This is a genomic window from uncultured Maricaulis sp., assembly GCF_963975345.1.
Lineage (GTDB): Bacteria > Pseudomonadota > Alphaproteobacteria > Caulobacterales > Maricaulaceae > Maricaulis.
The window spans coordinates 201,420-221,707 of record NZ_CAXBGE010000001.1 but is presented as its reverse complement, the minus strand read 5'-3'; the positions used below and the strand labels follow the sequence as shown (position 1 = coordinate 221,707).

Here is a 20,288-nt window from a genome sequence, read left to right as displayed (position 1 = left end):
GAAGGAAACTTGAAGTTTTCCTGAGGTTTGGTTGAATTCTGGCGCGTTTCTTCGCGATTATGCTAGGTCTGTGGCCATGCTGTACTGTTTTGATGGCTACGCGCTCGATGTTGATGCCTTTGAGCTGAGAAAGGCCGGGGAGCCGGTTGCCGTTGAGCCACAGGTCCTGAACCTGCTCAAACTATTGCTTGAAACGCCCGAGCGACTGGTTTCAAAAGACCAGATCGTCGATGCGGTCTGGGGCGGCCGCGCCGTCTCTGACGCCTGCATCGCCAATCGGATCAAGCTGGCCCGCTCCGCAATTGGCGATGATGGCAAGCGCCAAGCCAAAATCCGGACGGTGCACGGGCAAGGTTTTCGTTTTGTCGCCAAGGTGAAGGCCTCGGCGACGGTGGTCAGGCTCTCCACCGGCCCGCTACTCGATCCGGAGCTGCCAGCGTCTTCTGATGACGGTGAGCGAGATGTAGCGTGCAGCAAACCATCGATTGCCGTGTTGCCGTTTCAGTGTCTGGGACCGGATAGCGCCAACCTGCTGCTCGCCGATGCGATCCCCTACGACCTGATCCAGGCCCTGTCCTGCCTGCGCTGGCTCAAGGTGATCGCGCGCGGTTCCACTTTCCGTTTCCGCTCCGTGGCCCAGGACCCGGCGTCGGTCGGTCGTGCACTGGGCGTACGGTATATGATGACCGGCGCCATCGAAACGCGCGGCGCGGATCTGGTGGTGACGACCGAGCTGTCCGATACCCGCACCGGCGGCGTGATCTGGAGCGAGCAGTTTGTATCCACCCGCGACGGTGTCCACCAGCTGCGCGATGCGCTTGTCACCAAGGTGGTCGCGTCTCTGGAGATTTACGTTCCGCTCAATGAGGCCGGGCAGGCGCGGCTATGCGTGTCGGAGAATCTGGATTCCTGGGCCAATTATCATCTCGGCCTGCAGCACATGTACCGGTTCACAAAGACCGATAATGACCGGGCAGCGGCACATTTTGAGCACGCCATCGAACAAGACCCCAATTTTGCCCGCGCCCATGCCGGTCTGTCCTTCACCAATTTTCAAAGCGCTTTTCTTCGTTATGGCCCTTCGCGAAAAGAAGCGGTCATGGATGCCCATCGCTTGGCCGAGCGTGGCATCGAGCTTGATCCACTCGATCCGTTTGTGAATTTCGCCATGGGACGCTCGGTCATGTTGCGGGGCGAACTGGAGAATAGTGTTGCTTGGCTGGATCGGGCGATAACACTCAACCCCAATTACTCCCAAGGCCACTACTCGCACGCATTCGCCGACCTGCTCTCCGGGCAAACCAATGCCTCCTTCCCCCACCTGGATACGGCCCTGACGCTCAGCCCACTCGATCCGCTCGCCTATGCGATGCAGGCGGCGCGAGCCTTGTCATTTATCATCGACGGCGAGTATCAGCAGGCTGATCTGGCTGGTGAGAAGGGCGCACGAACGCCCGGTGCCCATTATCTGATCGACATGATCGCGCTGATCGCCTGCTCGCTGAACGGAAATGAAGCCGGTGCCACCCATTGGGCCGGCAATGTCAGACGCCGCCGTCCCGATGCCAGCCAGGCCGCATTCTTCGCCTCATTCCCGTTTTCCTGCAGTACGACCCGACAGACGATTTCCTCGGCTCTGAAGCGGTATGGGTTCTGAAGCGGGAGGAGGCGTATTCTCCAAGAGCAAGAGAGCCTTGAGGGGCACAAAGCGATTCCGTAGTCTCCACCGATAAATACGCGTGTGAGGGTTTGCCCTTGGGACGGCTCGTCCTTGGAATCCTTGTCACGCCGAGCGCGCGATTCATTATAACTGGCAATGGCGATGACGGTGACCATGAACACGGTGAACACGACGAGGGGCCACAGACTGACTTCAATTGAACCGATCATCTTCTGCCTCCAAGTCTTCAATCAAGTGAGCGCCAAACACGTTTGCAACGGGTATGCGCGAGCCAATGCAACCCCTCCCCGCCCAAGCCTGTCAAGCTTGGGCGGTGACCGACACAGCGATTGCAACATGGCACAGAGGCGCACTGCATGAGCATTCTCATCCTGATCATCTCGGTCTTCATCACCGCTTTCATCTCCGGCATTTTCGGCATGGCGGGCGGGTTGATCCTGATGGGGGTGCTGGCGATGATCCTGCCGGTCTCCGCGGCGATGGTTGTGCATGGTGTGGTGCAGACGGTCTCCAATGGCTGGCGCGCTATCCTGCTGGGCAAATGGATCGATTGGCGCATCCTCGGCATTTATCTGACCGGCTCGGCGACGGCTGCGGCGGCCTTGTTTTTCGCCGCCTTTGAACTGCCCAAGCCCTGGCTGTTTGTCGTGCTCGGTCTGGTGCCGGCGGTGATGTGGATACCGAAGGGCTGGCTCAAGCTTGATGCCGGCAATCCGGTCCAGGCGGTGATTTGCGGCTTTCTCGTTACCGGACTCAATACCGTCGCTGGCGTCTCCGGCCCGCTGGTCGATGTCTTCTTTGTCGCCGCCCCGCGTGACCGACGCATTATCGTGGCGACCAAGGCGGCGACCCAGGTCGTCTCACACTTGGTGAAAGTGGCGTATTACATCGCCCCGGCCATCGCCGCCGGTGCCCTGCCGCAAACCCACTGGTTACTGATTGCTGGCCCACTGGCCATCATCGGCACGACACTCGGTGCACGCCTGCTGGAAGTGATGAGCGATGTGCAATTTCGTAACTGGACGAAATGGATCGTGACGGGGATTGGGACGGTCTATGTGATACGCGGGATTCTGCTTTTGACCGGGAACTGACCCATGCAGATCGAACCGCGCATTCTGGAAAATGACATCGTCCGGCTGGAGCCGCTTCTTGAGGCGCATCGCGAGGTATTGCGGCCGTTGGCGGCGGAAACCGAGTTGTGGGCGCTGACCTCGATCCGCGGCGATGGCGAGCATTTCGATGCCTGGTTCGATTTGATGCTGACCGGGCAGGCGCGCGGAGACCAGATTTCGCACCTGGTCCGTGACGCCAAGACGGGCGAACCACTTGGGCATAGCGCTTATCTGGTGATCACACCGGCCCACAAGCGGCTGGAAATTGGCTGGACCTGGTATTGCGCCGAAGCACGAGGAACCCGGGTCAATCCGGCCTGCAAACGCCTGCTGCTCGGCAATGCCTTCGATGCCGGCGCCGAGCGGGTCGAGTTGAAGACCCATCACAAGAATTTGCGCTCGCAAAATGCGATGCTCAAAATGGGCGCGACCCGCGAGGGCACGCTGCGCCGTAATCTTTTGTGCTGGACCGGCGAATGGCGGGACTCGGTGTATTTTTCGATTCTCAGGGATGAGTGGCCGGCCGCGCGGGCCGGTCTTGACGCGCGCCTGGCGGCTTGAACCGCTATTTGGCCGGCAGGGTGCGGTTGAAGGCCAGACTCAAATCAGCCCAGCTGCCGATTTCCTCATCGGACAGATCGGCGGGGCCGTCGACCGTGACCCAGCCTTTCATCGGCCGGCCTGTGAAATCCATCGCGCGAGCCCCCGGCCGGGCGAGTGCCTCGGCATGGCGTTCGGGACCGACGCGAACATGCATCTCCTCGCCCGAGGTGCCATAGCTCATATTGCCGTTCACCATCAGCGTGATACCGCCGAACATCTTGCGGCGCACCGGGCTCGCTCCGCGTGCGATCAATGCGGCTTCCATGCGGTCTACGAGATCAGGATCAACCGCCATCATTCTTCCCTTTGCGACGCGCCCGGAAAAACCCGCGAAGAAGCACCGCGCTTTCTTCAGCCAATATGCCGGATGTAACCTGCGGACGCGAGTGACAAGTCGGCTGTTCGAAGAAGCGCGGCCCATGCCCGACGGCACCGCCCTTGGCATCGTCGGCGCCATAAATCAGGCGACCAATACGCGCGTGAGAGATGGCGCCGGCGCACATGGCGCAGGGTTCCAGTGTCACGAACAGCTCCAGCCCGGGCAGGCGGTAATTACCCAGTTTGGCGGCGGCGGCGCGCAGAGCGAGAATTTCTGCGTGCCCGGTTGGATCATGACCGGCAATCGGGCTATTGTGCGCCTCAGCGATGATCTCGTCCGTGGTCGGATCGACGATAATTGCGCCAATGGGCGTCTCGCCAGCTTTTGCTGCCGATTGCGCCAGGCGTAGTGCCGCCTCCATAAACCCGGTATCTCGCAACGTTGTCATAGCGGCGGCGTAGAGCGCCAATGGGAAAGGGTCAAGTTTGACCGACGCAGTAGAAAGCGGCGAACGCATCGCCAAATATCTGGCCCGTGCCGGCGTCGCCTCACGGCGCGAGATCGAGCGCATGATCGAAGGCGGCCGGGTCAATGTGAACGGCAAGGTCCTCGACACCCCGGCCTTCAAGGTGACCGGCCAGGAGACGATCATCGTCGATGGCGTCACGGTTGAAACGCCGGAAGCGACACGGCTGTGGCTGTATCACAAGCCGGCCGGCCTGGTGACGACGCATAGCGACCCGGAAGGGCGCGAAACCGTGTTCGATCAATTGCCCAAAGAACTCGGCCGCGTGATCTCGATTGGCCGCCTCGACCTCACCTCCGAAGGCCTGTTACTGCTGACCAATGACGGCGCCCTCGCCCGCGCCCTGGAATTGCCATCGACCGGCTGGACGCGGCGCTATCGGGCCCGTGCTTTCGGCTCGATCGACAATGCCGCCATCGCGAAACTGCAGGCGGGCATCACCGTTGAAGGTTTGAAATACGGCCCGATGGAAGTGGAAGTCGAGCGCGAGACCGGCTCGAATATCTGGCTGACGATCGGCATCAAGGAAGGCAAGAACCGCGAAGTTCGCCGCGCCCTCGATGCGGTCGGCCTGCGCGTCAACCGGCTGATCCGGATCGCCTATGGCCCCTTCCAGCTCGGCACAATCGAGCGCGGCGAAGTCAAATCTGTCGCATCGCGTGTCCTCAAGGACCAGTGCGGCCATCTGATGGAAGCCGGACATGTATTCGAAGAACTGGCCGCAGCCAGCGCCCGGCCGGTCAAACGCGCCGCCAAACGCACCATGGGCGGCGCCGGCCAGCCCGGCTACGCCAAACCGGTCCAATATCTGGAAGATTCCCAAACGCGCGGCCCCCGCTCCCGTCCTGATTCCAAGCGCCCAGACTCCAAACGCCCTGACTCCAAGCGGCCAGCTTCAAAACGGGTCGACCCAAATCGCCCCAGCCCGACCCGATCTGCACCGCGCGGGGCGAATGCCGGCAGCGCCGAGCCAGAGCGCGCCGATACGCGAAAACCGGCAGGCCGCAAGCCTGATGCGGGCGCTCATTCCGGAAAGCCCAAAACCGGCTTCCAGATGGCCGGCAAGAATCGCGACAGTGCCGGCAAGGCTGGCCCCAATGGCAGACCAAGTGCAGGTAGCAGACCCAGTGCGGGCGGCAAGCCCGGCCCCGGTGGCAGGCCCGGTCCGGATCGCAAACCCAGGGGGCGCGGCTAAGTCATGAGAATCGTCGGAGGTCTGTATAAGGGCCGCACCATCACAGCACCGAAGGGCCGCACCACGCGGCCAACCTCGGACCGGGCCCGCGAAGCGATCTTCAATATACTCGACCATGCCGAATGGGCCCCACCGATGGTTGGCTCCCGGGTGCTCGACCTGTTTGCCGGCTCCGGCGGGCTGGGGCTCGAGGCGCTGTCACGCGGTGCCGCCTTCTGCCTGTTCGTGGATTCGGAAGCCGGCGCGCGCGCCGCAATCCATGAGAATATCCAGACACTCAAACTGTTCTCGCAAACCAGCCTGCACCGCAAGGATGCCACGGCGATGGGCTCAAAGCCGGCTTCGATGGCCGAGCCCTTCGATCTGATCTTCCTTGATCCGCCCTATGGCAGCGGTCTGGGCGAAAAGGCGCTCGGTAAATTGCTGAGCGGCAAATGGGTCGCCGAGGATGCCGTCGCGATGCTGGAAGTCGGGATCCAGGAAAAGCCGGAAACGCCCGGCTGGATCGTCGCCAATGAGCGCGAATACGGTGCCGCGAAGGTCATCTTCCTCGAACGCGACAACTGAGCGGTGGCATTGGCGCCGACGCTCTAGCGCCGCCCGAACAATCGCTCGATATCTGCCAGTTTGAGCTCGACATAGGTCGGGCGGCCATGATTGCACTGGCCGGAATGGGGCGTCGCCTCCATCTCGCGCAGCAGCGCATTCATCTCCTCGCCATTCAGCCGGCGACCGGCGCGCACCGAGCCATGACAGGCCATCGTGCCGACCACATCTTCGAGCTTTTCCTTGAGTGACAGCGCCTGGTCATACTCGGCGAGATCGTCGGCGAGATCGCGGATCAGACCCTGCACATTAAGTTTCTTAAGCAAGGCCGGAGTTTCGCGCACGGCAATCGAGCCCGAGCCAAAGCCTTCGATCACCAGACCCAGCTCGGCAAGCTCGTGGCTACGATCCAGCAGGCGCTGGGCTTCGGATTCCTCGAGATCGACGATTTCTGGCACCAAAAGGCGCTGGCGCTGAACGCCGGTCTCGGCGAGCATCTTCTTCATCCGCTCATAGACCAGACGCTCATGGGCGGCGTGCTGATCAACGATGACGATCCCGTCGGCGGTCTGGGCGATGACATAGGTCTCGTGCAATTGCGCCCGGGCAGTACCGAGCGGCCAGTCCGGCGTCGGAGGTTGTGGCACTGCGCCGTCCGCGAAGTCGGGTGCGTTATCGCTTTCAATCCGTGCCGACATGCCCGGCTCGAAAACGCCCGGCTGTTGCGGGCCCGGCATACGGCCCCACAGCGCGGAATGCTGCGCGGCCTGATACTGGACGCCCGGCGGAGGCTGATAACCCTCAGGCCGGACCGCGCCAAGGGCGTGACCAGCCACGGTGGTGGAGGCGCGATGACCGGCAGCGGCGAGCGCATGGCGCAGCGCGCCGACAATCAGCCCGCGCACCAGACCGGCATCACGAAACCGCACCTCGGCCTTGGCCGGGTGAACATTGACGTCAACCTGGCCGGTGGGCAGTTCGACATTGAGGGCGACGACCGGATGACGATCGCGGGCGAGAAAATCCTGATAGGCGCCGCGCACCGCACCGCCGAGCAATTTGTCGCGCACCGGACGGCCATTGACGAACAGGTATTGGTGCATCGCATTGCCGCGCGAATAGGTCGGCAGGCTGGCAAAGCCGATCACCCGCACACCTTCGCGCTCCTGGTTGACCTCCAGCGCATTGGCACCGAAATCGGCCCCAATCACCGCCGTCATCCGCGCTTTGTGCGCCTCGCTGTCATCGCCGCTCTCAGCCGCAATCGACAGGCGCTTGCGCCCGTCCTGGGTCAGGAAGAAACCGACATCGGGCCGTGACATCGCCAGTCGTTTGACGACATCGGTAATGCCGAGATTCTCCGCCCGTTCGCTCTTGAGGAATTTCAACCGCGCCGGGGTGGCGTAGAACAGGTCGCGCACTTCGATCCGGGTGCCCGGCCGCCCCAGTGGCGCGACCGGCGCAACGCCATCGCTATGGCCGCCCTCGACATTGATCGACCAGGCATCGCCGGCGCCGCGCGCTTGGCTGATAATGGCGAGCCGGGCAATCGAGCCAATCGAAGGCAGGGCCTCGCCGCGAAATCCCATGGTGGAAATATTGAGCAGATCGTCCTGGCCGTCTTCGCCGAGCGGCAGTTTCGAGGTCGCATGGCGTTCAACGCAGAGGTCGAGTTCCTCGGCGCTCATGCCCTTGCCATTATCCTCAACAAGCAGGCGCGAGAGACCGCCATTTTCCGCTGCGATCTCGATCCGGGTGGCGCCGGCATCGAGCGCATTCTCGACCAGCTCCTTGACGACGGAGGCTGGCCGTTCGACCACCTCGCCTGCGGCGATGCGGTTGACGGTCTGCGCGGGCAGGCGGCGGATGGTCGGCTGGGTCATGGTCAAAGACATAGGGCCAACCTTTCGGCTGGCCCTGAGTCGGTCAAGTGTGCAGCCATGCTGCGATCAGATGCCGGGCAGTTTTGGCAGCAGCCGGCGATCCTGTTCAATTTCGACATCGCCGCCACCGGTCACGTTCAGGATCGACTCCTGGCGCGCGGCCTCGCCGGACGAATCGAGCGGTGTCGCATCGACGGGCGGTTGGTATTCGCCATTGCGCCAGAACAGGACCTGATCGGCAAAGCTGCGGGTCTTGTGGACAACGCCGGCGGTTTCGCCATCAATGATCGAGCGGATGAAAGGGTCGGCAGCGCCGCCGCCAGCATGGGCGACCAGCAGGGCCTCGGCATCGCTGCCCTGGAACTCACCCTGGGACCCAAGCAAGGCCGCGCGGGCCATCTGGTCAGGATAGATCTCTTCAGGCCGCGGCGCACCGGGCTGTGGCGGACGCAGATTATATTCTGGCGGCACGCTCAGCGGTGCAATCGTGACGGTGCGGAATTCGTCCGGCGTCACCTTGCCGCCGCCAAAGCCCTGCTCAACAGCGGCGCACCCTGTCAGGGCGAAAGAGGCCGCAGCTGCGGTAAGAAATACGGATGGCAAACGCATGTCGACTTAGCTCCAGTCAGTCTTCGGATCATGTGTATCGAAGAGTCTCGCCAATCTCCAGCCCGCAGACCATTACATCTTTGTAGCGGGCTTGGCACGGTCAAGGATGAACACATCCAGCACGATCGCGGCGACCCCGAGATTGATGCCAACATCGGCGATATTGAACACCCAGGGAAACATCAGGCCGGAAAAGTTCAGGAAATCGGCGACCGCACCATAAAGCGCCCGGTCCACCGCATTGCCCAGCGCGCCGCCGATAATCAGACCGAAGGCGATCGCCTGCCAGCGGTGCGTGACCTTGAAGGGCCCCAGCGACATCAGGCCGGCGATTAGCGCCAGCGCGACCGCCACGGAGAAACCAACCAACAGGAAGCGCCCCAAGGGTCCATCAGCACCGAGCATGCCGAAGCTGACGCCCTTGTTCCAGACCATGGTGAGGTCGAAGAACGAGGAGAGATCGATATGGCCGCAATTATTGACCATGCCGGCACGCTCAAGCGCGTCAGCACGCTGGAAATCCAGACAGCCGGGCGGCGAGAAGGCGAGCCGGTCGAGCACCAGCCATTTGGTCAGCTGGTCCAGCAGCAAGACCACGCCGGCAAGGCTCAGGCCCAGACGGGCCTGGCCATCAATCCGGATCGCCTTCAGACGCTCAAGCATGACGCTTGTCCCACTCAGAGACCGCATCGGCATCGCGCGGGCTGAGATCAGGATAGCGGCTGTCGCTGCCAATTTCGGTCGAGTATTTCCACGAGCGCGCACATTTGGTGCCCGCGGCGCGGCCCGGCACAACACCGATATCGGCGACGTCCTCGAGACGGAAGGCATCGCCCGGCGCGGGCCCGTCGATCAGGCTCGCTTGGCTGGTGATGCCGATCTCGGCGAGATATTGATCGACATCGCCATCGGCTTGGGCCGCCAGGGCCGCGCGATAGGCCGGGTCGGTGATGAAGACTTGCGGTGCGGCTTCAAGACTGGAGCCAATCCGCTTTTCACGGCGTTCCACTTCCAACGCCCCGTTGACGACACGGCGCAGGCGACGAATTGTCTGCCATTGTTCGGCGCGGGCACCATCGTGCCAATCGGTTGGCGTGTGCGGGAATTCGCGCAAATGCACACTATCGGTGTCTGATGGATGCAGGCCGAGCCAGACCTCTTCCATGGTGAAGGGCATGATCGGCGCCATCCATGCGGTCAACCGGTCGAGCACTTCATGCATCACCGTGCGGGCCGCGCGGCGGCGCAGCGCATCCGGCCTGTCGCAATACAGCGCATCCTTGCGGACATCGAGATAGAAGGCCGACAGATCAACGACGCAGAAATTGAACAGCGCCGAATAGACTTTCTTGAAGTCGTAGGCCGCATAGCCCTCGCGCACGATGCCATCGAGCTCGTGCAGGCGGTGCAGAACCCAGCGCTCCAGCGATGGCATCTGATGATGCGCCACGACTTCTGACGCCTCGAAACCATCGAGTGCACCGAGGACGTAGCGCATTGTATTGCGCAGCTTGCGATAGGCATCGACGCTGGTCTGGAGGATCTCGTCGGAGATGCGCAGATCGTCGGTATAGTCCTGGCCCGCCGCCCACAGCCGCAGGATTTCGACGCCATATTTCTTGGCGACATCGTCAGGGGCGACGACATTGCCGAGTGATTTCGACATCTTGCGGCCATCGCCGGCCATCACGAAGCCATGCGTCAACACGGCGTCATAGGGCGCACGGCCGCGCGTGCCGCAACTTTCCAGCAAGGAGGACTGAAACCAGCCGCGATGCTGGTCAGAGCCTTCCAGATAGAGATCGGCTGGCCATTTCAGATCCGGGCGCGGCTCCAGCGCGAAGGCATGGGTGCAGCCACTATCGAACCAGACATCGAGAATGTCGGTGACTTTTTCCCATTCATCGGCCGAGTATTCCTCACCGAGGAATTCCGCCGCGGGACGTTCGAACCAGGCATCCGCCCCGTCCGCTTCCACCGCTGCGATGATGCGGGCATGGACCTTGGGATCGTTGAGGACACGGCGGGTTGCCGTCTCGACGAAGATCGTGAGCGGTACGCCCCAGGCGCGCTGGCGCGAGACCAGCCAATCGGGCCGTCCCTCGACCATGGCGCGGATGCGGTTTTCCGCGACCTTGGGGGTCCACTCTGTATCACCGATCGCCTTCAGCGCGGCCTCACGCAAGGAGCGCCCATCCTGCATCGGCCGGTCGATAGCGACGAACCATTGCGGCGTATTGCGGAAGATCACCGGTGCTTTCGAGCGCCAGGAATGCGGATAGGAATGTTCCAGACGACCACGCGCCAGCAGGCGGTTCTGGGCGATCAGGGCATCCATCACCGCCTTATTGGCGGGACCGTCCTGGCCCTGCTTTTTGCCGTCAACACGGATGATGTGCAGGCCGCCGAATAGCGGGATGGTGTCGTAAAACGCTCCATCCTCGCCGACCGTTTGCGGAACCGGCGTCTGGCGATCATGCCATTCGGGATGCGCCATCCAGGCGGCATAGTCTTCGGCGCCGTGTCCCGGTGCGGTATGGACAAAGCCGGTGCCGGTCTCGTCGGTGACGTGTTCGCCAGCCAGAAGCGGCACGCCATAGCTCCAGTATTTGTCGGCATTGGCGAGCGGATGGGCGCAGACCAGGCCGTCGGGATTGACGGTCATCACCCGTTCGGCATGGATGATCTTCGCGGCGGCCGCGGTTTCTTCCCACAGATTGTCGGCGACGATCAGCGTGTCGCCCGGCATCGCCCAAGGCTTGTAGTCGCTCTCGCCCATCGCCGTGACCCTGTAGAGGCCATAGCTGATGTCAGGCGAATAGCAGATCGCCCGATTGGCCGGGATGGTCCAGGGCGTCGTCGTCCAGATGACCACTTGCGCGCCGATGCACTGGTGCGGGATCGCCGAACCGTCCTTGCGCAGACCGCGCACCGGAAAGCGGACATAGATCGTGGTCGAAACCTTGTCGTGATACTCAACTTCGGCCTCGGCCAGAGCGGTCTGCTCGACCGGCGACCACATCACCGGCGCCGAGCCGCAATAGACCAGGCCCTGTTTCACGAAATTGAGGAATTCGCGCACGATCACCGCTTCGGACGCAAACGCCATCGTGGTGTAGGGATCGTCCCAATCGCCAGCGACGCCGAGCCGCTTGAATTCCTCGCGCTGGGTATCGATCCATTCGCCCGCATAGGCGCGGCATTCGGCGCGGAATTCCTTGGTCGGCACGTCATTCTTGTTGCGGCCCTTGGCGCGGTAGGCTTGCTCGATCTGCCATTCGATTGGCAGACCATGACAATCCCAGCCCGGACGGTAGGGCGCATCAAAGCCGGCCATCTGGCGCGAGCGCACGACGAAATCCTTGAGGATCTTGTTCATCCCGGTGCCGATATGGATGTGGCCATTGGCATAGGGCGGGCCGTCATGCAGCACGAAACGGGTCTTGTCCTGGCTCTGTTCGCGCAGGCGGCGATAGATGCCCAGCTTCTCCCAGCGCTCGAGCCAGAGCGGCTCCTGCGTCGGCAGGCCGGCGCGCATCGGGAAATCGGTCTTGGGCAGAAACAGGGTCTGGCGATAATCGCGGCTATCAGCAGTATCGGTGCCGTTATCGGCGGGCGTATCCGTCATCGGATCGGGTCCTTGCGGTCAATATCTTGGAAGGTTCTGGAGGCGAGACAATCTCCCGGAACCGCCTGGATCAAGCCCGGCGGCCCGGGCCGCTAATTCGCCGGACAGAAGACGCCGGCGCCAGCGCCGCGTCGCATATGTTCAATCGGGAACAAACCATGCTCCGCGTATATCCGAGCCGGTCAGGCCGGTCCAGCCACGTGCGTCAGCACCGCGCGCGCCTGGGCCGCATCGAGCGCGATTTGGGCCTTGAGCGCATCAAGGCCGTCAAAACGGTGCTCGGCGCGCAAATGGTCATGAAATTCAACCGCCAGCTCACGGCCATAGAGGTCACCGTCAAAATCGAGCAGGTGAACCTCGAGCAATTCGGTGACACCGTCGACCGTCGGCCGTTTGCCGATATTGGCCACTGCGGGACGCGTAGCCGGTTCTCCATCGATGCCAACGAGTACCGCATAAACGCCATAGGCCGGGCGGACATAATCGCCCATGTTGAGATTTGCAGTCGGGAAACCGATCGTCCGGCCGCGCTGATTGCCCTGCACGACAATGCCATCGACGACCCAGCGAGCGCCGAGCAGTTCAGCGGCGGCGCGCATATTGCCGTCATGAATCGCCTGGCGGATGCGGGTCGAGGACACTTTGTCGGCGCCATTGCCCTCCAGCTCGGCGAAGGCCGAACGGATGCCGCGCGCCTCACATAATTGCGCCAGCTCCAGCGTTGAGCCAGTACGGCCGGCCCCGAAACGGAAATCGGCGCCGGTGACGATGCCGGCAATGCCGAGCCCGTCAGCGAGGACGGTTTGGACGAAACCCTCCGGTGTCATCTGCGCCATCGCCTGATCAAATTCGAGCACGTGCAGCTGCGCCACGCCCAAAGCGGCCAGCGTCGCATTGCGCCGCGCCGGACTCATCAGGCGAAAGGAACGCGCCTCAGGTGCGAAATAGCGGCGTGGATGCGGATCGAACAGGGCAACGCCAAGCAGGGCTCCGGCTTCACAAGCCAGCGAGCGCGCCAGATCGAGCACCGCCCGGTGGCCTATATGGACACCGTCGAAATTCCCCAGCGCGATAACGGCGCCGCGCGCACTGGATTTCAGCCCGTCATATCCGTGAAAAACCTGCATCAAAATTTATTCAACCGGTTTGCGGCGGCGCTTGCGCACCATGACTTCAGCTTCGGCCTGCATCGCGACCTTGCCCTCCACCGTGCAGACGCAATCCATAATCAGGCGCCGCGCCTTGATATCGATGTCCTTGACCGTGACGCGGGTCAGCACTTCATCGCCAATCCGGACCGGCTGGAAAAAGCGCATATTCAGGGCCAAAAAGATCGCGCCAGGTCCTGGCAGCTGATTGCCGAGCACGCCGGAGATGTGGGATGCGACGAGCGCGCCATGGACAATCCGGCCCCGAAACGGGGTCGATCGGGCGTAAACTTCGTCCATGTGGACCGGGTTATAATCACCGGAAACCTGCGCAAACTGGTCCAAATCGGCTTCTTCAACGACTCGCGCTGCTTCTGCCGATTGTCCGATTCGCATGTCCTCCAAGGCAATTCCATCATTTTCGGCCATGAGTCTCTCCGTCTCTTTGCCCGCTTTAACCGATTTTTATCTGCAATTGTCTAGGGTCATCGATGAAGACAGCGGAACAAGCTGTCCCAGGAAACGCGCCGAGTGGATGGAGACTTAGCATGGCTGTCGATATGACAATGTCGATCCTGGTTGTGGATGACTACAAAACCATGATCAGAATCATACGCAACCTGCTCAAGCAGATTGGCTTCGAGAATGTGGACGATGCGTCCGATGGAGGCGAAGCCTTCGCGAAGATGCAGGAAAACAAATATGGACTGGTCATCTCTGACTGGAACATGGAACCGATGACCGGCTACGAGCTTCTGCAGAAGGTTCGCGCTGATGAGGGCATGAAAGCAACACCCTTCATCATGGTGACCGCAGAATCGAAGACCGAGAATGTTGTCGCGGCGAAACGAGCCGGTGTGAACAACTACATCGTGAAACCCTTCAATGCTGGCACTCTCAAATCAAAGATGTCCGCCGTTTTGGGTGACTTCTAGGCTGAACCCTGGACGACCCGTTGTTTGAACCTGCTAAGCAAGGAGGGCCCCATGCCCGCCGCTAATGTTGCCGCGCAAGTCCGCAGCTCGCTCGCCTCGTTGAAGGCCAGCGATCTGCAAGGTGCGCAGATCATGGAAGTTTTGAAGCTGGCCCACCAGCTGACGGATACGATGAAGCTGTTTTTCAGCTCCCTCGACCAGTCGATCTGCCAGGAATTCAATTATATTGCCGATTATATCTCGCGCACGCGGGACGAGATTGCGGCATTGCGACCCAATGATATCAAGACCCAGCGCATTCCCACCGCCGGAGCCGAACTTGAGGCCGTGGTTGGGGACACCGAGAAAGCCACCGAGACGATCATGTCGGCGGCCGAGGATGTGTTGTGTGATGATGAACAGGATTTTGACGCTTATCGGGCCAATGTCGAAGCACGCATGATGACCATTATTGAGGCCTGCAGTTTCCAGGATCTCGCCGGTCAGCGCGTCTCGAAAGTCGTCAACAGCCTGCGCCATGTCGAAGAGCGCGTTGCCCACTTCGCCGAAGTGATGGGCGTGCGTGATGCCGACCATGCTCCGCACGAAGAGACGGCCCAGGAAAAGCGTGCCCGCGAGCAATTGCTCAACGGCCCGGCGATGGGCGGCCCGGAAACCAGCCAGGACGATATCGACGCGATGTTCGCGACGATGGATGCGCCGCCGGTCAATGATCTGGACCAGAACTCGATCGACTCGCTGTTCGACTAATCAGACCAGACCAGCTTGGGCGCCCACCAGCGCGCGGTGACGTCATAATTCCCCAGAATGTCAGCGACAGCCTCGAAATCGGGGCTGTCGCTATTCATATCTGCGCCATGGATGCCCTCGGCGATAAACAGCGCATCAACACCAGCCCGTAATGCCCCGGCGATATCGGTTTCAGGCCCGTCGCCAATCGCCAGCACCCGTTTCGGATCGAACGCCCTGCCCGATGCTTCCACCTTGGTCCGCGCCAGCGCGTAGATCGGGCGATGCGGCTTACCGGCGACGACGCTGCGCCCACCCATCGCTGTGTAGAGACGCGCGATGGCACCGGCGCAATAGATCAGACGATCACCGGACTGGACGATAATGTCGGGATTGGCGCAGACCAGATCGAGATCGCGCGCCAGCGCCGTCTCCAGCACTGCGCGATAATCTTCCGGCTTGCCGTTCCAGTAATCGTCAGGCCCAGTGCAACTGATGAATTGTGCGTCCTCGATGCCGGTAAATTCGATCTCCAACCCGTCATAGAGGTCATCATCGCCATCCGGCCCGATCCGCAGGGCGCGGCCAGGAGCGCGCAGGGCCAATTCGGCATGGATCGCATCGCCGGACGTGACCATCGCATCAACACTGCCCGCCGGCATGCCCATCTGGTCGAGCATGGCGGCCAGTCCGCGCGCGCGTTGCGGCGAATTGGAGACGAGACAGACAAAGCCGCCGGACTGGCGAAACCTGGCCAGCGCATCGACAGCGGCTGGCAGAAGGCTTCGGCCATCGCGGATCACGCCCCAGACATCGCAATACAGGACGTCATAGCGGTCACGAAGCCGGGACAGATTGGCGGGTTGGGACGGGGATACAGTCTGGGTCATGCAGGCGTTGAAGCAGCGTCGCTGCGCCGGGTCAATCGCCGTTAGCCAGCCATCCGGATGACATTGCCGGCTTCATCGAGCGCCTCGTCACGCACTGGACGCGGCTCGCCGAACAAATGGCCTTGGCCAAAGGCAACGTCGAGCTCGAGCACTTCGACGACGGTCGCTTCGGTCTCGATCTTGTCGACGATCAGATCAATCCCGTGCCGGGCGAACACGCCGGCCATATCTTCGTGTGCGATGGATCCGGCTTCGAGACCGGCGATCGATTCCAGATTATTGACGGCATCGAGCAGGCGTCCGCCGGCGATCTTGACGAAGCGCACACCGGCCCGCTGCATCTCATTCAGATCGAGATCGACATCGGTGACCTGATCGACCGAGAAACGGAAGCCGAAATCGACCATGCGCGACATGTTGCGCGCTGCGATGGCATTGCGTTCGATAAAAGCGCGCTGCGGGATTTCGAAGATCAAGGCGCCGGCCAGGTCATTATTCTGGCGGATAAAGTCGAGGAAGGACGGGAAGAAGCTCTCATCGGCCAGCGAATTGGGCGAGACATTGCAGAAAATCCCGACACGGCGATCCTGCTGCGTCAGCCGACGCAGGATCTGGACGCAACGGAACAGCAGAAGATTATCGACTTCGGTCATCAAACCCGCACGCTCGGCGGCCTCGATGAAAACGCTCGGTGCCAGCACACGTCCCGCCGCATCGCGCAGCCGGGTGAAACTTTCATAGAACATGATCCGGCGCTGCGGCAGGGTGACGATGGGCTGCAGGTAGAGGTCGACGCGATTGGCCTGCAGCGCTTCGCGGATGACATCGATGCTGACCGCCTTGCCGCTGGTCTCGACCGCATGGCCGGCCCGGTCCGGGATAGGTTCGCCGACCCGGCGCACCAAATCCTCCAGCACTTTGACTTCATGCACAAAGGCATTATCGCGTTCAACCGCTTCGCAGCGCAGCTCGTCGGTGATCTCATCAAGGCGGCGCTGGGCGGCCTCGAATTCTTCAGCCAGAGCGAGATTGGCCGATTTGAGACCGCGGATTTCTTCTTCCGTGGTGCGGCGTTCATGCGCATGGGCCGCAGCCGAATGCGCCATGCCCGCCACGATGAAGACGATGGCGCCCATCATCCAGGCCGTCGAGGTCGACATCAGGCCGAAATATTCAAAGCCGATCGCTGCGACGACGGCGATCATCACATAGGTCAGCAGGATGAGAATATCTGAAGCGCGGGGCATGGGCAGCCTTGTTGAACCCGGATTGCCGAAAACGAATCGGTAGCAATACGTAACGCTAAGCTGATCCCGCACCGGTTGTCGTTTGGTTAATGAAGGTAAACCCGCAGCGTCGCGCCTGCCCGCGAACATGAAAAAAGCGGCCCACCAGGGTGGGCCGCTTCGATCAATTCAGTGGAGTCCGCTATCAGGAAACGGTGTGCGGACGGATCAGGATTTCCACGCGCCGGTTGCGGGCGCGCCCGTCGGAGGTGTCATTGCTGGCGATCGGCGAACGCTCGCCCATGCCGGCGATGTAGAAACGGTCGCGCAGCACGCCCTGGGAAATCAGATAGCTGCCGACCGACGAGGCCCGCTGCTCGGACAGGGTCTGGTTATAGGCATCGGCGCCGGTTGAGTCGGCATGACCAACCACATCGACATAGGTGGCGGGATAGCGGTTCAGCACTTCGGCCGCATCGTTGAGGATGTGGTAGAAGTCCGATTTGATCGACGAGGAATTGGTGTCGAAGGTGACATCGCCCGGCATGATCAAAAGCAGATCATTGCCCTGGCGGCGAACGCCGACGCCACTGTCGGACAGGGCTTCGCGCATCGCGGTTTCCTGGCGATCCATGTAATTGCCGATCCCGGCTCCGGCGAGACCGCCAATACCGGCGCCGATCAGGGCATTGGTCCGGCCTTCCTGGCTGTCGGATGTATTGGTGAGATAGCCGAGCGCAGCGCCAGCGGCCGCGCCGATCAGCGCGCCGCGTCCAGTGTAATTGGGGCGGACTTCGCCGGTATAGGGGTCGGTGGTGGTGCAGGCCGTCATGGCCAGTGCAGCCAGGGTAGTCATCAGCGCAGTACGGATCTTCATCGGTTCGACCTCTCGATTGTGCGGTCGCTAGGACCATCAGGGCGTTCATTAACACAGGCAGGGCAGACGAGCGATATCAATCGCGCGATGAACGCAAAATGACCAGACCCGAACCCGGCACGAAATTTCCCGTGATCAGCGCACATCACCGCCCTTGACGCCGCCTGTCGCACTGCTTATCTGCCCCTCTGTTAGCAGTCGATGGTCGTGAGTGCCAAGCTCATGACCGAGCTGCTTTTTGATTTCTGTCCTCTTGTTGGAGATACACCAAGATGAGCTTTCGTCCTCTGCACGACCGCGTTCTCGTAAAACGCCTCGAAGAACAATCCACCTCCAAAGGCGGGATCATCATCCCCGACACCGCCAAGGAAAAACCCCAGGAAGGCGAAATCGTCTCCGTGGGCACCGGCGCGATCAAGGAAGACGGCTCTGTCCGTGCCCTCGACGTCAAAACCGGCGATCGCATCCTGTTCGGCAAATGGTCCGGCACCGAGGTCACCCTCGACGGCACCGAGCTGATCATCATGAAAGAATCCGACATCCTGGGCATTGTTAGCGCCTGAACGGCCGCCCCAATCCCATCTGACCCACTCTAGCAAACGGAACTAATCCCATGGCTGCTAAAGACGTACTTTTTGGTGCAGACGCCCGTGAGCGCATGCTGCGCGGTGTCGATATCCTGGCTAACGCCGTCAAAGTGACCCTCGGCCCGAAAGGCCGCAATGTCGTTCTGGAAAAATCCTACGGTGCCCCGCGCACCACGAAGGACGGCGTTTCGGTCGCCAAGGAAATCCAGCTCGCCGACAAATTCGAAAACATGGGCGCACAAATGCTGCGCGAAGTGGCTTCGAAGACCAATGACGAAGCCGGTGACGGCACCACGACCGCCACGGTCCTGGCCCAGTCCATCGTTCGTGAAGGCATGAAATCGGTTGCCGCCGGCATGAACCCGATGGATCTCAAACGCGGCATCGATAAGGCTGTTGCCATCGTCGTCGCCGAGATCAAAGCCTCTGCCACCCCGATCAAGGGTCAAGCCGAGATCGCCCAAGTTGGTACGATCTCCGCCAATGGCGCCACCGAAATCGGTGACATGATTGCCAAGGCCATGGAAAAGGTCGGCAATGAAGGCGTCATCACGGTTGAAGAAGCCAAATCCCTCGACACCGAGCTGGACGTCGTTGAAGGCATGCAGTTCGACCGCGGTTACCTGTCGCCTTACTTCATCACCAATGCAGAGAAAATGAATGTCGAGCTCGAAGAGCCCTACATCCTGCTGCACGAGAAAAAGCTGACATCGCTTCAGCCCATGCTGCCAATCCTGGAAACCGTCGTTCAGTCGGGCCGTCCTCTGCTGATCATCGCGGAAGACGTCGAAGGCGAAGCGCTGGCGACCCTCGTGGTCAACAAGCTGCGTGGCGGCCTGAAGATTGCTGCCGTCAAGGCACCAGGCTTCGGCGATCGTCGCAAGTCGATGCTGGAAGACATTGCCATCCTGACCGGTGGCCAGGTCATCTCCGAAGACCTCGGCATCAAGCTTGAAACCGTCACCCTCGACATGCTCGGCACTGCCAAGCGCGTTGGCATCACCAAGGACGATACCACCATCGTCGACGGTGCCGGCGAACGTGCCGCGATCGAAGCCCGGGTCACCCAGATCCGTCGCCAGGTCGAAGACACGACCTCCGATTATGACCGTGAGAAGCTGCAAGAGCGCCTGGCCAAGCTGGCAGGCGGTGTTGCCGTGATCAAGGTCGGCGGCGCGACTGAAATGGAAGTCAAAGAGAAGAAAGACCGCGTCGACGACGCCCTCAATGCGACCCGTGCGGCCGTTGAAGAAGGCATTGTTGCCGGTGGCGGCGTTGCGCTGCTGAAAGCTTCCCTGAAGCTGGTCGGCCTCAAGGGCGACAATCCTGACCAGACCCAGGGCATCGCGATCATCTCGCGCGCCCTGCAGTCCCCGATCCGCCAGATCGCCGAAAATTCCGGCGTCGAAGGCTCGATCGTGGTCGGCAAGGTGATGGAAAATCCTTCCCTCACCTTCGGCTTCAATGCCCAGACTGAAGAATATGGCGACATGCTCGACTTCGGCGTGATCGACCCGGCGAAAGTCGTCCGTACCGCTCTGCAGGATGCCGCTTCGGTCGCCTCCCTGCTGATCACCACGGAAGCGGCCGTTGCCGATCAGCCCAAAGAAGAAGGCGCTGGTGGCGGCATGCCCGACATGAGCGGCATGGGCGGAATGGGCGGAATGATGTAATCACTGACGCCCATGAGTCCGCCCATCATCGAAAGGTGAGCCGTCCGGGAACCGGACGGCGGGGCGGAATGGGCGGAATGATGTAATCATGCCGTTCAGCCCAGGCTGAATGACAAGG

At 61.4% G+C, this 20,288-nt stretch carries 20 protein-coding genes; 9 read left to right on the top strand and 11 right to left on the bottom strand.

Annotation, left to right across the window (positions count from 1 at the left end):
* Positions 1 to 76 precede the first annotated feature (76 nt).
* The 3 genes from AAC029_RS00995 (at position 77) to AAC029_RS00985 (ending at position 3,357) form a co-directional block, all read left to right on the top strand.
* Complete coding sequence (locus AAC029_RS00995; protein WP_339742942.1) at positions 77 to 1,657, top strand: winged helix-turn-helix domain-containing protein; 1,581 nt, start codon at positions 77 to 79, stop codon at positions 1,655 to 1,657.
* 380 nt (positions 1,658 to 2,037) lie between these two features.
* The gene (locus tag AAC029_RS00990) at positions 2,038 to 2,775 is read left to right on the top strand and encodes a sulfite exporter TauE/SafE family protein (protein ID WP_339742940.1); all 738 of its coding nucleotides are present in this window, start codon (positions 2,038 to 2,040) and stop codon (positions 2,773 to 2,775) included.
* Positions 2,776 to 2,778: 3 nt separating this feature from the next.
* A complete protein-coding gene (locus AAC029_RS00985; RefSeq protein WP_339742938.1) occupies positions 2,779 to 3,357 on the top strand; it encodes a GNAT family protein in 579 nt (192 codons plus the stop codon).
* A gap of 4 nt (positions 3,358 to 3,361) precedes the next feature.
* On the opposite strand, the gene AAC029_RS00980 is transcribed toward AAC029_RS00985, so the two are convergent.
* Entirely contained in the window at positions 3,362 to 3,694 is a 333-nt protein-coding gene (locus AAC029_RS00980; protein WP_339742935.1) for a TfoX/Sxy family protein, read from the bottom strand.
* Positions 3,684 to 4,166 (bottom strand): tRNA adenosine(34) deaminase TadA, encoded by a 483-nt coding sequence (gene tadA / locus AAC029_RS00975; protein WP_339742932.1) that lies wholly within the window; start codon positions 4,164 to 4,166, stop codon positions 3,684 to 3,686. The genes AAC029_RS00980 and tadA overlap by 11 nt, the downstream gene beginning before the upstream one ends.
* Before the next feature lie 37 nt (positions 4,167 to 4,203).
* Between tadA and AAC029_RS00970 the strand changes: the two genes are divergently transcribed.
* Positions 4,204 to 5,439 (top strand): pseudouridine synthase, encoded by a 1,236-nt coding sequence (locus tag AAC029_RS00970; RefSeq protein WP_339742930.1) that lies wholly within the window; start codon positions 4,204 to 4,206, stop codon positions 5,437 to 5,439.
* Positions 5,440 to 5,442: 3 nt separating this feature from the next.
* Complete coding sequence (gene rsmD, locus AAC029_RS00965) at positions 5,443 to 6,006, top strand: 16S rRNA (guanine(966)-N(2))-methyltransferase RsmD (protein WP_339742928.1); 564 nt, start codon at positions 5,443 to 5,445, stop codon at positions 6,004 to 6,006.
* A gap of 23 nt (positions 6,007 to 6,029) precedes the next feature.
* On the opposite strand, the gene mutL is transcribed toward rsmD, so the two are convergent.
* The 6 genes from mutL to AAC029_RS00935 form a co-directional block, all read right to left on the bottom strand.
* The gene (gene mutL, locus AAC029_RS00960) at positions 6,030 to 7,880 is read right to left on the bottom strand and encodes a DNA mismatch repair endonuclease MutL (protein WP_339742925.1); all 1,851 of its coding nucleotides are present in this window, start codon (positions 7,878 to 7,880) and stop codon (positions 6,030 to 6,032) included.
* A gap of 54 nt (positions 7,881 to 7,934) precedes the next feature.
* On the bottom strand, positions 7,935 to 8,477 hold the full coding sequence (locus AAC029_RS00955; protein WP_339742922.1) for a DUF3035 domain-containing protein: 543 nt from the start codon (positions 8,475 to 8,477) through the stop codon (positions 7,935 to 7,937).
* 72 nt (positions 8,478 to 8,549) lie between these two features.
* A complete protein-coding gene (lspA, locus tag AAC029_RS00950) occupies positions 8,550 to 9,140 on the bottom strand; it encodes a signal peptidase II (protein ID WP_339742919.1) in 591 nt (196 codons plus the stop codon).
* Positions 9,133 to 12,105, bottom strand: coding sequence for an isoleucine--tRNA ligase (ileS, locus tag AAC029_RS00945; protein WP_339742915.1), 2,973 nt, complete (start codon positions 12,103 to 12,105; stop codon positions 9,133 to 9,135). Before ileS ends, lspA begins: the two co-directional genes overlap by 8 nt.
* Positions 12,106 to 12,287: 182 nt before the next feature.
* Positions 12,288 to 13,232 (bottom strand): bifunctional riboflavin kinase/FAD synthetase, encoded by a 945-nt coding sequence (locus AAC029_RS00940; RefSeq protein ID WP_339742912.1) that lies wholly within the window; start codon positions 13,230 to 13,232, stop codon positions 12,288 to 12,290.
* Between the two features lie 6 nt (positions 13,233 to 13,238).
* Positions 13,239 to 13,682, bottom strand: a complete 444-nt coding sequence (locus AAC029_RS00935; protein ID WP_339742909.1) for a MaoC family dehydratase — start codon at positions 13,680 to 13,682, stop codon at positions 13,239 to 13,241.
* A gap of 119 nt (positions 13,683 to 13,801) precedes the next feature.
* Between AAC029_RS00935 and AAC029_RS00930 the strand changes: the two genes are divergently transcribed.
* Positions 13,802 to 14,188, top strand: a complete 387-nt coding sequence (locus tag AAC029_RS00930; RefSeq protein ID WP_339742907.1) for a response regulator — start codon at positions 13,802 to 13,804, stop codon at positions 14,186 to 14,188.
* A gap of 51 nt (positions 14,189 to 14,239) precedes the next feature.
* Complete coding sequence (locus AAC029_RS00925; protein ID WP_339742904.1) at positions 14,240 to 14,938, top strand: protein phosphatase CheZ; 699 nt, start codon at positions 14,240 to 14,242, stop codon at positions 14,936 to 14,938.
* Here AAC029_RS00925 and AAC029_RS00920 read toward each other — a convergent pair.
* The 3 genes from AAC029_RS00920 to AAC029_RS00910 form a co-directional block, all read right to left on the bottom strand.
* The gene (locus tag AAC029_RS00920; protein WP_339742901.1) at positions 14,935 to 15,807 is read right to left on the bottom strand and encodes a TIGR01459 family HAD-type hydrolase; all 873 of its coding nucleotides are present in this window, start codon (positions 15,805 to 15,807) and stop codon (positions 14,935 to 14,937) included. The genes AAC029_RS00925 and AAC029_RS00920 overlap by 4 nt on opposite strands.
* Before the next feature lie 41 nt (positions 15,808 to 15,848).
* Positions 15,849 to 17,054 carry an EAL domain-containing protein gene (locus AAC029_RS00915; protein ID WP_339742898.1) on the bottom strand — a complete coding sequence of 402 codons (1,206 nt, stop codon included), beginning with the start codon at positions 17,052 to 17,054 and terminating at the stop codon, positions 15,849 to 15,851.
* 184 nt (positions 17,055 to 17,238) lie between these two features.
* Entirely contained in the window at positions 17,239 to 17,910 is a 672-nt protein-coding gene (locus AAC029_RS00910) for an OmpA family protein (protein WP_339742895.1), read from the bottom strand.
* A gap of 272 nt (positions 17,911 to 18,182) precedes the next feature.
* On the opposite strand from AAC029_RS00910, the gene AAC029_RS00905 reads away from it, so the two are divergent.
* Positions 18,183 to 18,473, top strand: coding sequence for a co-chaperone GroES (locus AAC029_RS00905; RefSeq protein ID WP_339742893.1), 291 nt, complete (start codon positions 18,183 to 18,185; stop codon positions 18,471 to 18,473).
* 50 nt (positions 18,474 to 18,523) lie between these two features.
* Positions 18,524 to 20,170: a chaperonin GroEL gene (gene groL, locus AAC029_RS00900; RefSeq protein WP_339742891.1), complete on the top strand. Its 1,647-nt coding sequence runs from the start codon at positions 18,524 to 18,526 to the stop codon at positions 20,168 to 20,170.
* Positions 20,171 to 20,288 lie beyond the last annotated feature (118 nt).